General features: G+C 37.4%; 13 protein-coding genes. 8 read left to right on the forward strand and 5 right to left on the reverse strand.

The annotated features are described in order from the left end of the window. Positions 1-380 precede the first annotated feature (380 nt). The 3 genes from katG to ACOVQ4_RS02475 all read left to right on the forward strand — a co-directional run bounded on the left by katG (position 381) and on the right by ACOVQ4_RS02475 (position 5,931). A complete protein-coding gene (katG, locus tag ACOVQ4_RS02465) occupies positions 381-2,636 on the forward strand; it encodes a catalase/peroxidase HPI (RefSeq protein ID WP_421819081.1) in 2,256 nt (751 codons plus the stop codon). A 255-nt stretch (positions 2,637-2,891) separates the two neighbouring features. Next, a complete protein-coding gene (locus tag ACOVQ4_RS02470) occupies positions 2,892-5,057 on the forward strand; it encodes a histidine kinase (protein WP_421819082.1) in 2,166 nt (721 codons plus the stop codon). A 115-nt stretch (positions 5,058-5,172) separates the two neighbouring features. Then, entirely contained in the window at positions 5,173-5,931 is a 759-nt protein-coding gene (locus ACOVQ4_RS02475; RefSeq protein WP_283373174.1) for a LytR/AlgR family response regulator transcription factor, read from the forward strand. Between the two features lie 147 nt (positions 5,932-6,078). Here the strand turns inward: ACOVQ4_RS02475 and ACOVQ4_RS02480 are convergent, their stop codons facing one another. The 5 genes from ACOVQ4_RS02480 to ACOVQ4_RS02500 all read right to left on the reverse strand — a co-directional run bounded on the left by ACOVQ4_RS02480 (position 6,079) and on the right by ACOVQ4_RS02500 (position 11,376). Continuing rightward, positions 6,079-7,068: a sterol desaturase family protein gene (locus ACOVQ4_RS02480; RefSeq protein WP_421819083.1), complete on the reverse strand. Its 990-nt coding sequence runs from the start codon at positions 7,066-7,068 to the stop codon at positions 6,079-6,081. Between the two features lie 115 nt (positions 7,069-7,183). Beyond that, positions 7,184-7,879, reverse strand: a complete 696-nt coding sequence (locus tag ACOVQ4_RS02485) for a hypothetical protein (RefSeq protein ID WP_421819084.1) — start codon at positions 7,877-7,879, stop codon at positions 7,184-7,186. Then, positions 7,876-8,433: a hypothetical protein gene (locus ACOVQ4_RS02490; RefSeq protein ID WP_421819085.1), complete on the reverse strand. Its 558-nt coding sequence runs from the start codon at positions 8,431-8,433 to the stop codon at positions 7,876-7,878. The genes ACOVQ4_RS02485 and ACOVQ4_RS02490 overlap by 4 nt, the downstream gene beginning before the upstream one ends. 122 nt (positions 8,434-8,555) lie before the next feature. Next, complete coding sequence (locus ACOVQ4_RS02495) at positions 8,556-10,406, reverse strand: hypothetical protein (RefSeq protein WP_421819086.1); 1,851 nt, start codon at positions 10,404-10,406, stop codon at positions 8,556-8,558. 124 nt (positions 10,407-10,530) lie between these two features. Beyond that, positions 10,531-11,376, reverse strand: coding sequence for a helix-turn-helix domain-containing protein (locus tag ACOVQ4_RS02500; RefSeq protein WP_421819087.1), 846 nt, complete (start codon positions 11,374-11,376; stop codon positions 10,531-10,533). Positions 11,377-11,607: 231 nt separating this feature from the next. Here ACOVQ4_RS02500 and ACOVQ4_RS02505 point away from each other — a divergent pair, with 231 nt between their 5' ends. From ACOVQ4_RS02505 to ACOVQ4_RS02525, 5 genes are all read left to right on the forward strand, one after another. Continuing rightward, positions 11,608-12,009: a Dabb family protein gene (locus ACOVQ4_RS02505; RefSeq protein ID WP_421819088.1), complete on the forward strand. Its 402-nt coding sequence runs from the start codon at positions 11,608-11,610 to the stop codon at positions 12,007-12,009. A 176-nt stretch (positions 12,010-12,185) separates the two neighbouring features. Further along, the gene (locus ACOVQ4_RS02510) at positions 12,186-12,941 is read left to right on the forward strand and encodes a hypothetical protein (RefSeq protein ID WP_421819089.1); all 756 of its coding nucleotides are present in this window, start codon (positions 12,186-12,188) and stop codon (positions 12,939-12,941) included. A gap of 281 nt (positions 12,942-13,222) precedes the next feature. Next, the gene (locus ACOVQ4_RS02515; RefSeq protein WP_421819090.1) at positions 13,223-13,759 is read left to right on the forward strand and encodes a hypothetical protein; all 537 of its coding nucleotides are present in this window, start codon (positions 13,223-13,225) and stop codon (positions 13,757-13,759) included. 242 nt (positions 13,760-14,001) lie between these two features. Beyond that, positions 14,002-14,445, forward strand: coding sequence for a hypothetical protein (locus ACOVQ4_RS02520; protein WP_421819091.1), 444 nt, complete (start codon positions 14,002-14,004; stop codon positions 14,443-14,445). Between the two features lie 154 nt (positions 14,446-14,599). Continuing rightward, a complete protein-coding gene (locus tag ACOVQ4_RS02525) occupies positions 14,600-14,965 on the forward strand; it encodes a hypothetical protein (RefSeq protein ID WP_421819092.1) in 366 nt (121 codons plus the stop codon). Positions 14,966-15,475: the final 510 nt, after the last annotated feature.

Below are 15,475 nucleotides of genomic sequence, written 5' to 3' on the forward strand. Positions count from 1 at the left end.
CTCATTTTATTAGAAAAAGATAAATCCTATAAAAGGATATTTTCGCTGTTTAGGTCAACACATAAACCTATTCAAAAAATAATTTCTCAATTTTTTACACCTATTTTACCCATTTTCTTCAGCAAATCCCTCTCTATTTACTCAGAATGGCATTATAGTAAAAATCTATATCTTGATAAGAATAATCAATTTGACTTATAATTATTATTATCGTAATTTTAACATCGAATCAAGGAAAAATCCTTTTTTTATTATTAATATTATAGTAGAAAAATTAACCTTTGAAAACAAGAATCCTTATAAATGGAGACTTCGCGAATGTTAATGCGGAATTTAACTTTTTAAAATATTTTACAGTAAAAACTAAACAAACTATAAAAATGGAACATCAATCATCAAATCACGGTTCTCACGAGGGAGGTAAATGCCCATTCCATCACGGTGCTTCTGCTCCTGCGCCAGCAAGACATGCCGCAGGTGGTGGTCCAAGAAACCAAGACTGGTGGCCAAATCAATTACGTTTGAATATCCTTCGCCAACACTCTACTTTGTCTAATCCTATGGGTGAGGATTTCAACTACGCCGAAGAGTTTAAATCATTGGATTTGAGCGAAGTTAAAAAGGAAATTGTTGAGTTGATGACAACTTCACAAGATTGGTGGCCTGCCGATTACGGTCATTATGGCCCATTCTTTATCCGTATGGCTTGGCATAGTGCAGGTACGTATCGTACTGCTGACGGTCGTGGTGGGGCTGGTTCGGGTACTCAACGTTTTGCTCCTTTGAATAGCTGGCCAGATAACGTAAACTTGGATAAGGCTCGTTTGTTGCTATGGCCAATCAAACAAAAATATGGACGTAAACTTTCATGGGCTGACTTGATGATTTTGGCAGGTAACTGCGCTCTTGAATCAATGGGCTTCAAAACTTTTGGATTCGGTGGTGGTCGTGAAGACGTGTGGGAGCCAGAAGAAGATATTTATTGGGGTGCTGAAGACAAATGGTTGGAATTGAGCGGTGGTCCAAAAAGCCGTTATTCGGGCGAGCGTGACTTGGAAAACCCTCTAGCTGCTGTACAAATGGGTTTGATTTATGTAAACCCTGAAGGCCCAGATGGCAACCCTGATCCATTGGCTGCTGCACACGATATTCGTGATACATTTGGTCGTATGGCCATGAACGACGAAGAAACTGTTGCCTTGATTGCAGGTGGACATACCTTCGGTAAAGCACACGGTGCTGCTGACCCAAGTAAGTATGTGAGCGCAGAACCAGCGGCAGCTTCTATCGAAGAACAAGGCTTAGGTTGGAAAAACTCTTATGGCTCTGGTAATGGTGAAAATACGATTACTAGTGGTTTGGAAGGTGCATGGACTACTACGCCGACTAAATGGAGTAACAATTATTTCTGGAACTTATTTGGCTATGAGTGGGAATTGACCAAAAGCCCTGCAGGTGCTCATCAGTGGATTCCAAAACACGGTATGGGAGCCGACACTGTGCCAGATGCGCACAATCCATCGAAACGCCACACGCCAATCATGTTTACAACTGACTTGGCGTTGAGATTTGACCCTGCTTATGAAAAAATCTCAAGACGTTTCTTCGAAAACCCAGACGAGTTTGCTGATGCTTTTGCTCGTGCATGGTTCAAATTAACTCACCGCGATATGGGACCTAAATCATTGTACTTAGGTTCGGAAGTTCCTGCTGAAGATTTGGTATGGCAAGACCCAATTCCTGCGGTTGATCATGAATTAGTTGACGAAAATGATATCGCTGGTTTGAAAGCAAATATCGCTGCTTCTGGCTTATCAGTTTCTGAATTAGTATCTACTGCTTGGGCTTCGGCTTCTACTTTCCGTGGTTCTGACAAGCGTGGTGGTGCAAATGGTGCTCGTGTGCGTTTGGCTCCACAAAAAGATTGGGAAGCAAACAACCCTGAGCAATTAGCGAAAGTATTGTCAACATTGACTTCTATCCAAGAGGAATTCAATGCAACGCAATCAGGTGGTAAAAAAGTATCATTGGCAGACGTAATTGTGTTGGCTGGTAACGTGGGTGTTGAAATAGCTGCTAAAAATGCAGGTGTTGAGGTGTCAGTACCGTTTACGCCAGGTCGTACAGATGCTACTGCTGAGCAAACAGATGTAGAATCGTTTGCAGTACTTGAGCCATTGGCTGACGGTTTCCGTAACTACAAAAAGAAAAAATATACAACTTCTTCAGAAGAAATGTTGGTCGACAAAGCACAATTATTGACTTTGACAGCTCCAGAAATGACTGTTTTGGTAGGTGGTTTGCGTGTATTGAACACCAACTGGGATAAATCATCTCTTGGGGTATTTACTCACCGTCCTGAAGCGTTGACAAACGATTTCTTTGTAAACTTATTAGATTTTTCAACTACTTGGAATGCTACGTCTGACGACCAAGAAGTATTTGAAGGTCGCAACCGTATCACGGGTGAAGTGAAATGGACAGCTTCAAGAGTTGACTTAATCTTTGGTTCAAACTCAGAGCTTCGTGCAATTGCCGAGGTATATGGTTTCCAAGACTCACATGCGAAATTCGTAAAAGACTTCGTAGCAGCTTGGACAAAAGTAACCAACCTAGATCGTTTTGATTTAAAATAATGATTGACTAGATTATTAAGTTGGTGAATAAAACCCGACGGTCGCTTGACTGTCGGGTTTTTGTTTTTTAGAAAATATTCCCTCCCATTTTTCCCCAGTTTATCCTGCCAAATCCCTCATCTGTCGGAAAGGTTTTCTAAAAATTTAGTGTTTTGACTTGTTTTGAATCAGAAATCAAACAAAATCTTGTTCAACAATTCACTAAATTTAACATAGCATTCTTTGCCTTCGCAAAGCTTGTTTATCCCAATAGCCATGAATAATAAACCGACTTTTGAAAAAACTTTTGAAGCTGAATCTATTAATACCTTAGACCTTCAAAATTTTACTGGTAATCTCGAACTAATTGCGCACGACGAGAATACCATTAAAGTAGAAATTTATGCCAGCGTCAGAAGCATTTTTACCTTTTTTATCTACAGCGATCCTCTGCTTGAGTTTGACCATGATACACATGATTTAAGATTCGAGCAATCTGGAGATACCTTTAGTATTTATGCCAAACCTCGCTATTTTAACGTATTCAACTGGTTTAATTTTCAAAGCACTTCTTTTCGTATCTATATTCCGCATCGTTTGAACTCGCAAACCAAAACTTTTGGGGGCGATGTCTCTCTCAAAGGGATTGGTGGCAATCACTTCTTTGAAACTTGGGGTGGCAAAATTTTGGCACAAAATACCAAGGGTAACCTCAAAGGAAAAACCATGGGTGGCAAAATCGAACTGATTTCTTGTCAGGGGAAAATCGATGTGTCGACGATGGGGGGCAATATTTATGTGGCCAATAATCAAGCTGATATTCGTTTGGACACCAAAGGTGGTAATCTGCTTGTTCAAAACCATAAAGGTGCTATTAATGGCTCGAGCTGGGGCGGTAAAATAGAAGCTTTTGGCGTAGAAGGTTCTTTTGAATGCCATACTTTGGGCGGTAATATTCGCCTGAATGATATTCATGGGAATATTGGTGTAAGCACCAAAGGAGGAAATATTTTCGCTGATATTCAATCGTTACATCAATACGCTTGGTTTGATACTTCAGGAGGAAATATTAAAATCACGATGCCTCTCAACCAACCTATGAATCTGGATGCTTCGGGAAGTCGTATCCAAGTACCACCGCTTGCTGATTTTAAGGGTTTGATGACAAATGATACTATTCATGGTACCATCCTGGGAGGAGGACCAACGGTAAGCGTCAAAACATTGGGAGGAAAAATAAAGATTCGTGAAAACAATCAACCATTTGAGCCAATCAAACCTACCGACGCCTTTGCGAAAGATAACACTACCAAACCCAACATCAATCTTGAAAAAAAGCCAGTAGAAAACGCACAGTCCACTTTTTCAACACCAAGTAATCATTTTGAAATGGTGGACAAACAAAAACCATTTAGTCTAAAACCTCCTTATGACTTAGGGTTTAGTATCATTTTTTGCTTGCTTGTTGGTTACGGAATTACAAGTATTGCTTATTTTACTTTAGAAATACTGGGTAAATGGCAAATTGATTTTTCAGCTATTCAGCCAGATATGGTGCTATTGACCGCTGCGGCTGGATTTTCGGCAACCTTGGCTTGTTACATTTTTTTGACATTCATCGAGCCCAAAATTCCGCTCGATGAAGTCAAGTTTTTACCCTTGATGGGCTGTGCATTCGCTTCTTCCGAAATTTTACAATGGAGTATTCTTCGTACCAATGTTTGGGCATACAGTGTGCCAATGGCAATTTATTTTTATATGGCATTACCTGCTTTTATCAGTTGGGCATTTTTATATTATTGGTTTCAGCACAGGAATATCAACCGTAAAATTTCTGAAAAAGAATATCAATTACTCAACTTAGAAAAGCTCAAATCCAAAGCGCAACTAGATGCTTTGGAGGCAAAAATCAATCCTCATTTTTTGTATAATGCTTTAAATAGCATTGCTGGATTGATTCATGAGCAGCCTAATCAAGCCGAAGAAATGACTATACAATTATCAAAGCTTTTTAGATATACGACGGGTCGAACCGAAGAAAGCTTTCATTCACTTTTTGATGAACTCGAAATTATCAGGGCATATTTGAGTATCGAGGAGGTTCGTTTTGGTCACCGACTATCTTATGCTATTAATTGTGACGAAAGTTTATTTTCTCAGCAAATCCCTCGATTTTTGCTTCAACCTTTAGTCGAAAATGCCATCAAACATGGTATTTCAAAAGTAGCAGAGAAAGGTATTATTGACATAAACATCAAACAAGCCAATGATTTATTGACCATTCAGATTCACGACAATGGCCCTGCTTTTTCGGAAACATTGGGTGGCGGTTTTGGATTGAGAAGTGTTAAAGAAAAACTTAAATTGCTTTACGGCAACAAGGCTTCTTTGGAACTCAAAAATAATCCCAAAATCATCGAAATTGTTATCATGAATCGGTAGTAATATCTTGCTTTAAGCGCTAATAAATTCATGAGAAATATTTTACTGAGAGCCCAAAGCTGAAAGCCGAACGCCAAATTCACCATTTACAACTCACAACTAACTATTAAGACTCATGCCATACAAAACTATACTAATCGACGATGAACCTATTTCGATTAATCGTATCAAAAGATTATTGAAAGAATATGACGATACCTTTGAAATCATTGGCGAAGCACTCAACGGGCAAGAAGGTTTAGAGTTGATTGAAGACCTCAGACCAGATTTGATATTTTTAGATATCGAAATGCCCATTTTGACTGGCTTTGAGATGCTCGAAAAGCTTACGTTTATGCCTATTGTTATTTTCGTAACGGCTTACGACCAATTTGCCATAAAGGCATTTGAAGAAAATTCGATTGATTATTTATTAAAACCTATCGAAAAAGCTCGCTTGGATAAAGCCGTGCAAAAACTTCAGAAATTTACCGAAAATCAAGCTTTAAAAATATCAGCTGATAGTTTACAAAGTTTGACCGAACTCCTAAAACCTAAGAAAGAAATACATTCTATTTCAGTAAAACAAGGCGATAAAATCTTGATAATAGCCTTGCAGGATATAGCTTTTTTTCAAGCAGACGACAAATATGTGTTTTTACATACCCTTGACAACAAGCAATTTATCACCAATTATACGATTAGTAATTTATCCGAAAAACTGCCAAGCAATTTTATTCGCATCAGTCGTTCGAGTATTGTCAATGGTAGCCAAATCAGAGAACTGGAAAAACATTTTAGTGGAAAATATCTCGTAGCACTCAACGACAGCAAGCGTACCAAAATCGAAACGGGTATCTCCTATCATGACAATCTCAAAAGTTTTTCCTTGTAGAGACGTTGCACGCAACGTCTCCAGCAAAATATCTTAGTACCATACAAAGACTGCCATATAGGTTTATTAAAATTGCATAAATAATTACACGAAACATACCTTACAGCGACATCCACTGTTCGTGCGAAGACGTTGCGTGCAACGTCTCTACGGTTTTTGTGTGGCAAAATATTCCTTTTTGACCACTGATGCTGTTTTATGCTCGCCCGAATGATGCCATCCTGGAGGCATAAAGATATAAAGCACCTTGTCTTTTATGGTCGGTGCATGATATACGTCTTTGGCTAAAAGGATAATTTCACCAAAATAGGCATCCCAAAAATCTCCAGTTTTCATCGGTCTGGTGATACCATATTCTATTTCCTCCTCATGTTTTTCGTCTTGCAAAGTTCCGAATACCTTATCCCAAATATTTAGTAAGTTGCAAAAGTTGGTATCCATATACAGAGGATTGCGCGCATGATGCACTCGGTGATGCGAGGGAGTCAAAATGATTTTATTCAAGAAACCCAGACGAGCATCTTTCATTAGATTTTCACCAATGTGAATAAATGCACCCCAAGTGCCATCGATAAACATAATCAAAAATAATAACGGAGGGTTGACGCCCATCAAAATACAAATCGTAGTACGGATAATATCGGCATAAGGTCCTTCCAAGAAAAAGTGAGCATACGTTATGGACAAGTTCATCGACTCAGAGGCATGATGTGTAGAATGCAAACACCAGAATAGACGCACCTTATGACCCAGATAATGGTATACAAAATGGGCAAATTCCCAAACCACGTAGCCATAAATAAACCAATACCAAGTAAACTCCGATTTGAAAATGGCATAAGGCTCAAACAGACCTATGCAAATACCTACCATCCCAATTGAAATGAATCTGGAAATAACACGATTGAAGATATAGGTAAAAAAAGCGATTTTATATTGGGTAAAACTCAAGCGTTGGAAGAAAAATGCTCTGATAAGTTCGATGACCAGCAATACAGGAATAAGCGGAGCTAATGCTTTTCCGATGCCATCTTGGGTTAAAAGGGCTTTATAATTATCCGTCTGAATAATTTCTATTAGACCACTAAAGCTAAAAAAGCCTACAATTTCACGATACAAGGTTTCTAAGATTTCCATAATGTTAAGTTTGAGAAAATTGGTTCTCAAAATTTAGCAAAATCATTTTAGAAAACTCTCGGGTTCTGTATGTTTTAGAAATATCTCCAACAATTTGCAATTCGCGAATTGCAAATTAATTATTTAGAATAGCATGCCAAATTGCCAATATTCTTTGCTTTCTGGCATAGTGTCCTGAAAAATCAAGGCTTGCAGAAATTTCTTCTTCAATGGTTTTTCTATACAGTAGTTCTCGTAATGCAGACCTGATATAGTTTAACACATCTTCTGTTGAATTTAAAATTTCATGCTCTAAATTAATACGGTTATCAAAAATGTATATAATATCTTCAAAATCGCTATTCCATCTATAATCCTCTCCATGACGGTTTGATTTTAAGGCTTCAAATTTTGACGCTAAAAAATACTCGACAGGAAATATGCTGATTGATAATTCTTCATCTATTTCAAATAAAATACTCCATTCTAGTCCTTTTTTATACCAAATATTAGTAAACCCTAATATTTTTTCATCATCAGGCATTATATCAACTACTATATCATGGTATTTATAGCGACAAATTACACCTGAAAAAATATCATTTTGAAACCCTATTCCTCTAAGTGTCTCTTCTAATTTGGTGTAGGAACCCAAATTCTGGAGTTCTATGACAATATCAATATCATCTGTAGGTCGAACTTCAGCCCTTGCTGAGTCATCACAATATAGTTCAACTACAGCACCGCCAACAAATACGATTTTGTGTTCAATTGAAGATAAGGCTTGTGCAAGCACTTTTATTCTTACAATGTTTTGATAACTATGTTTCATCCTAAAATATAGTGCTCTAATTGTGTAGAAGCTAGTTTATTAATTCTTGCAGAACCTGTTCTTATGGCATCAACGAGTGCCAAAAGTGTATAAAGATTTTCATCATTTTTTACAATTTCAGGAACTGTTGGATATAAAGGTGTGATTGTTTGCCCTCGTACTGTGCCATTAGCAGATGCCCATACATATACTTCATTCGACACAATGTTTTCGCTTAGCGGCGCAACAGAGTGCGCTGTAGGAATTCCCCTAGCAAGCCCTTCGGGATGTGCAGGAAACACATACTTTAGTCCATATAATAGAAAATCCAGAAAAGCCCTTTTATTAATATGTTTGGACTTATAATCTTCAAGTAAACCTGCATACTCAGAGCGTTTAAGAGATTCCGAAACTTCGGATTCACTCATTTGAAGGTCTTGTGCAATAACTTTATTCGTTAGTGACCAACCATTGAAAGAGTCGCCGTTGATATTTTCTTGTTTTTTGTAGCGAGCAAGAATTTCTAGTAAAATCAAAACATCTTGCGGACGCATTCCATTATGCTTCTTTCTCATAATAACCTTATTTTTAGAAAGGTAAAGTTATAATGATTCTACAAATTTGCAATTCGCGAATTGCAAATTGTTCAAAAAAAATAGAGACGCAGGCTTTGCGTCTCTACCATCAATATGATTTCTTAGTTGCTTTTGATGACAACATTATCTACAAAAAATGCCGTTGGCGAACAAGGCTCATCTGCACCTTTGAGTGGCGGGTCATTGGTTTCGTTTGGTGTTTGGCGAGTTGGGAAGTTACGATAAGCACCCGTGCGTAGCGATAACCTTTCGATAGACTTCACAGCCTCCGCCAATTGTCCCTTTTCTAATACTTTCTTACCATTTATCAATAACGTATAGTGACCATGGGTATTGGCTTCTGTCAAAATCTCGACTTTATACCATTGTCCTTTTTGATAAGTTGAAACTACCTTTTCGGTACTTCCATCAGTAGCAACGATTTGTCCATTTTCATCAAAACGTACTCGTACAGGACGATTGCCAAATTGGTCTGTCAAATCTATTTCGAGTCTTCCTGTATTGGTAACATCTGCGAAAATATCTAAACTCGTCTGTGCTTTGGTTCCTTCTTGGAATACTCGAATGGCACGAGCATAATCATACAAATCGGTATCGGATAATTGTAGTGCTTTTCCTGTTCTGCTAGGCGCTTTCACTACCTCTATCGGTGCCCATTTTGGTGCATAAATATTCCAGTTGGGTACAGCGCCTTCTATAGTCAAAGCATCAAAGTTATCCGAAACGATACCTTTTACTGCATATTGGATTGGCACAGGCGTACGACTTACCCATACGTCCTCTTTATTGACGGTATAAGTCATCCACATATCATTGCCCGGAGGATTACCATTTCCTTCTTCGATACCACGCATATAACAAGGACCAAAATCTTTCCAGCGCCCCGTAAATCTACGCACGGGCACTTCGCCTTGAATCAATAACATATTATCAAACAAAACTCCATCCTCGCCCGTCACCACGACCAATGGAAAACGATACTGCGTTTGTTCAATAGGGTTATAGCTGATGGCATAACGACCATCGTCTGTTTTTTGCCCCCATTGTTTTCCGCCCGACATCAAGAAAGTAGGTACTTTTACAGGTTCAGAAAAAGTTTTTCCTTCGTCATCCGAAAGCGCTACCAAAGATTTTTTCCATAGAGCCACCACTTTTCCATCTTTACGATGATAAAATGACAAAGCTTGTCCCGATTTGTTGCCATTATAAAAGCCATCCACGCCATGATCCTCATCATACCACTGAAAAGTCATCAATTTATCTTTTAGCAAAGCATCACAGGCAGCGATAAAACCAGCATCTGTTGATTTTTTGTAGAAAGGGTAGGAGGTATTACTTTCATTCCAGTTGGCTTCACTTTCATAACGTATAAAGTATATCGGTCCGTAAGAACCATCCTTGTATGCTTCACGAACCACACGACCGATACCTCCCTTTCCAAAAGGGTCATCAGTATGTCCATAAAAAGCAAGTACCAACAAACGACCGTCAGGAGCCACATAAAATCCCATACGTTGATGCATCATATAACCATGATAACCTGCAGGAATCTTCACGCCTTCGGGCGCTTTGTAAGGAGGAAATACCACCTCTGGTTTTTCCCAATGACGACCATCTTTTGATTTAACAATTAAAGTTTGCCCAGGTGCAACGTGCTCATCTGCTGGATTACTCAAATACTGTTGATAAAACGTATTATTCCAGTAACAAAGATTAGAAGCATGATTGTAAGTCCAGCCATAGCCATCGGCGTATTCGGGATGGGTACGGTTAGCACGCATCGTCTGGCGGTTTTCGGTACCTATCGCATAACGCAAACGTCCTTCGTGTACACTTGGATCCACGGTCTGACCGCCAATATAGCGCACTGGTTCGGTGACACTTCCTGTTTGGGCAACGCCAGAACTGGCTAAACTAAACAGAATACAGGAGAAAGAAAGGATTTTTTTCAAAGTTTTAGAAACGATTTTAAGAGTGAAAATTGGGTAATTGAATGCTTATTCTCTCAAATTTAAGGGAAAAACCTATTTTTATACTCCAAGTCTATGGGGTAGTGTTAGGACAAATAGCTTTTCTTTAAGTCGAATTAGTTCGTTTTTTACGAAAAGCTGTCGGCGTTTTTCCTGTATATTTTCTGAATTGTTTACAAAAATGACTCTCATCCGTAAAGCCAAATTCGTCGGCTATTTCGGTCAAGGAATGTTGACTATATTGTAAACGGGCTTCTATCAAACTCATTTTGAGCTTGGTGATATATTGTTTCAATGGCTCGCCAGTATGTCGTTTAAAGAAAATACTAATATAGGCAGGCGAATAGTGAAAAACCTCAGCCAAATGCTCGATGGTAAGCAATGAAGGTTCATAAATATGTTGTTTGACATAGCGTAAAATCGCCTCTACAGAGTCATTGGTGGCTATTGGGGCGGCACTTTGTCCTAATAGATTCCTTGCCAAAATCACCATGATACTACGCATAAGATTATCACGAATAATTTCAAAATATTGAGATTCTGGACGCTGATATTCACCTTCGAGCACATGAAGTAAATGATGAAGCTTTTGTTTTTCTGATAACTCATGCACAATCGAACCACGACTTTGTGAGGAGGTATAAAGCAAAGTATCTACAATTTGTTGCCACGTATTACCCTCCTGAGTTGACTGTTTCAAAAACGATTCGTTAAACCTGATAAAACAAAATTCCGTCAACGACGCTATCTCAAAATCATGGAAGTCTTCGGGGCCAACCAAAAAAACATCTCCTTCTGAGTAGTCATACGAATTGCCGTTGAGGTTATGTTGACCTTGTCCCTTTAGAATGAAAATTATTTCAAAATAGGTATGTTTATGTACCGAATGCTCCCATTGAGTCGCCTCAAAATGATAGATATCGAAAGCAGCATGTAAAATATAACGTTTCATCAATCGTCAGGATATTTACTAATTATCTACCAAGATATAATGGATTTTTACCATTAACTAGAAAAAATCATTTGTAGTTTTGTATCTAAGATTAAGTAATTTAGCATAAAAAACATAATAAACCACTTATAATCAATATACAATAGTATACAAAAAGCTTTTACTATTCATCAAGAGCATAATGGAAATTTACATATTATTAGCTTATCACTTCAAAACATTGTTACCATCATGAAAAAATTAGAAAGACGTTCATTTTTAGAAAAAGCCGCGGCAGCGACAGCTTTGACGGCCGTTGCGCTACCTTCGGAAGCAAAGCCAAAGAAAAAAATCTTTATCCATCATGTTTATTTTTGGTTGAAAAATCCTTCGAGCGAGGCTGACAAAAACAAGCTTATCGAAGGACTAACAGGATTATCGAAAGTACCAACCATTCGTTTTCATCACATTGGCACACCCGCAAGTACCAACCGTAGTGTTATCGAGCGAGGGTATTCGGTTTCGTGGATGTTATTTTTTGATAACTTGGAAGAAGAAGAAATCTATCAAAAACACCCCATTCACCTCAAATTTGTAGAAGACTATTCACACCTTTGGGAGAAGGTAATTGTGTATGACTCAGAGCAGATTTAGGCGAGAGGGTTGAGGCATTAGTTTACAGGATTTGATATCTGGTCACAAGCTTTTACTGAATGAATAATTTTGAAAGCTTGTGGCTAATTTTATGTATATGCTTTGATATTAAAATTAAACCTATATCTTTGAAACATTTATAAAATAACCTCAAAAACTTATTCTATATCTAAATCATGCGCTCAAAGCCTTTTTTATTCAATCTTTTAGCTATTTTATTTGTACTATTTCTCATTTGGAATTGTGGCCCTCGAAAGAATGATGCCATTGAAACTAATAGCGACTCTTCAGTCCATCAATCTTCACAATCACTCGCTAAAATTTTAGCGACCCCCGATACAAACGAACATCAACTTCAATCTGGGCAATATACATTTACTTTTGAGCCATCTACTAAAAAAATTTACCATCAATATCCTTCAAAACCTTATGTGATTCCAGACAGCTCTGGGCTTCATCATGAAGGATTGAACTGGTATGCCGATAATATTGAGGGTAACAAAAAGCTTATACTTTCTAGTAACGACAATGAGGAATCTGATGATTTTGTCATTTATGAATTTTTAGGCTCTGTTAAAAATCTGCCATATTGGGTATTTAAGGTCAATTATTATGAAGGAGGATCGTTTCTCTTGGTCAATAAAGATACAGGAGAAAAGGTAGATTTAGTGAGCCCTCCCATTATATCACCAGACCAAAAGTGGCTTATAAGCGTATCTTCCGACTTAATTGCCGAATATGATTATAATGGTTTTGTATTACTAGAAATCAAAGATCAAAAAATAATTAAACGTGCAGAAGTTGCGCTCAAAACCAAAGGAATAGAAGATGCCAAATGGATTGATAATAACACGCTTTCCATCAAAGAAAACTATATTCAAAACAATGAAGAAGCCACAAGGTATAGTATTCTGAGAATCAGAAATCAATAAAGGTAGGTTATGCTAAGTGCCAAACTATCATTAAATAATGGGTTAGTTGACTACCTGATATACATGTTAGTTCTAGATGGATAGTAATGTACAAACCGAAAAACGTTTTTTAACTTTAATAAAACATAATTTTTAAACAATACAAAAACTACGACAACTAAAAAGTATGACAAGAATAGTATAATAAAAAATTGGTAAAATTACAAACAATACAAAAAGTACTACAAAACTTTCGTATATTTAGGAGTTATAGCCAATTTTAAAAAAGACAGTGATACAAAATGGAAGAACCTAAAAAGATGACCTCAACAATTGTAAAGACGACAACTGGACTTACAATTACAACTCCAAAACGGAAAAGTTGGGCTTTAATATTTTTTTTATCGCTAATAACGTTTCAATTTACGAATGGTATTATCCAGTCCTTATTTTTTGCGAGTAACTTACCGACAACTGAAAGAATTATAATTTTTATTTTATCAGTAGTCGTGGTTTATTTTACTTTGAAAGCACTACTATGGCAACTAAAAGGAGTAAAAGAAATTAGCATAAGTAATGACAACTTAACATTAAGCAAATTATCACCACTTTGGACAAAGACAAAGACATACAAACTTTCAGAAGTTAAGAACATTGATATTAAAGACGAAACTGTTTCAGAAGGACCAACAGCAATGCTTCAACTTTTGAGAATAATTGACCAAATTAAAATCACTTTTTCATATGGCTATGAGACAATCACAGCGACAAGTGGAATTGACCAGACAGAAGCATTGGAATTGAAAAACTTATTAAAGAACAAAATAGAATCTAATTGATAGAAAGAAAAACTGGCTATAACATGGGTTTGTGGCAAGTGGGGCGGACGGAAGTTATTGAACTTTGGTAACTTTATTGTACATTTGTTTCGGCTGACGGAAACCAATTTAACATTTGTAAGTAACTGAAAATTAGTAACTTACATCATCGGACGTTCGGGCAGATGAGTTTCAAATTCCCCACCTGCCACAAGCCCTGTTCGTTGGGCGTAATTTTTAAAAACTATTCAAATTTCTATTTCATGAACATCCAAATAATCCAAAACCATTTCTTATTAAAGAAAGCATTAATTATTTTGCTTTCAATAACCTTATTACCATTAGTGGTTAATATTGCAAAAGGACAGAAAAAAGCAAACCAAGAAAAGACATTTACTCTAATAGTAGAAAGAGAGAAGAATAAACTCATTGGGAGATTCGCGAATATCTATTTGTTCTTCAATGAACAAGCTATTGGTAGTGTTGAAAACGGAGAGACCAAAACATTTACCCTGAGATCAACAAAAAGCGGGCACGCCATTTTTAGAGCTGAATCGAATGACATAGCTATTGCTGGCATTATAGATACATCTTTGGTTAGCCGATTTCGAAAAGAATTAAGAATAAAAACAAATTCTGGCAATAAGGTCAAGATTTTTTGCACGTATAACGAAAGTGGTATATACGTACGAGAAGTAGAATTGTAAACTACGCCCAACATCCGTTTTAGGCAAGTTGGGCGGAGGGAATAAAATGAGCTTTGGGAATTCTATGAAACACTTTACTTTCGATGAGCAAACGGAATTCTATGCCCACCCTGCCTAAAGCGGATCCGTTAGTGGCAACTCTAAAAGACAGACCGTGAAACTATTCAACTTTATAAAAAGACAACTTAAAACGGACTTCTCACCTGAGCAGACTATAAGACGTTTGGTTGACTATATGCCTGAATTTTATAGAACACACAGACAATTTATTAATTGCGTTGAATTTTTAGAGAACCGAGAATGGGAACTTGCACTTGACAGCTTAATTGAACTTGCTGACGAAACAGAACATTATTTTTCTGAAGACTTTTGGCTTGGGCTTGCTGACTCTGCCGAAAAAATGAACTTAACAGACAAAGCAAATTATTGTAGAAAGCAAATCAAGCGAAACGCAGAAGATATAAAATCAAAGACACCCTTTGGTTGGACAACTATTAAATTTGACGACACACATTTTTAACATCACATCTCGGAGAAACTTAAAGAAGAGTGGGCGACCAATAGACGTGAGAAAGATAAAGTTCAAGAATTACTAACAAAAGAAGGAGTGCATTTAAAATCACACGGACGTAGCGGATTTTTATACATTACTGACAATGGGAGAATTGCCGAAGTTGAGTTTGAATTAGGAATGAATGGACTTATCTTCTATTTAAATAGCTTGACAAATTGGTCATTACCGACAAAGCAAATACTGACGGTTGACGATAAGCAGAAAGTAAGAAATGATATTATTAACTGGGCGACAAAGACAAAAAATGCAATCGAATTTGACGACTGAAAGAAGAGCAGCCACTAACACGGGTTTTGCGTCAGGCGGGGTGACGTGCAAACTTGGAGCTTTGTGCTTTTAGTGATTTTTAGTAATAAATTGGGTATTTGTGCATGGAAACCCGCCCGTCGCAAAGCCCTATCCGTTATGCGGCACTTTAACGAAACGCTTCACCAATGACAACAAGATATTACGACA

Source organism: Flectobacillus sp., from assembly GCF_049240685.1.
Classification (GTDB): domain Bacteria; phylum Bacteroidota; class Bacteroidia; order Cytophagales; family Spirosomataceae; genus Flectobacillus.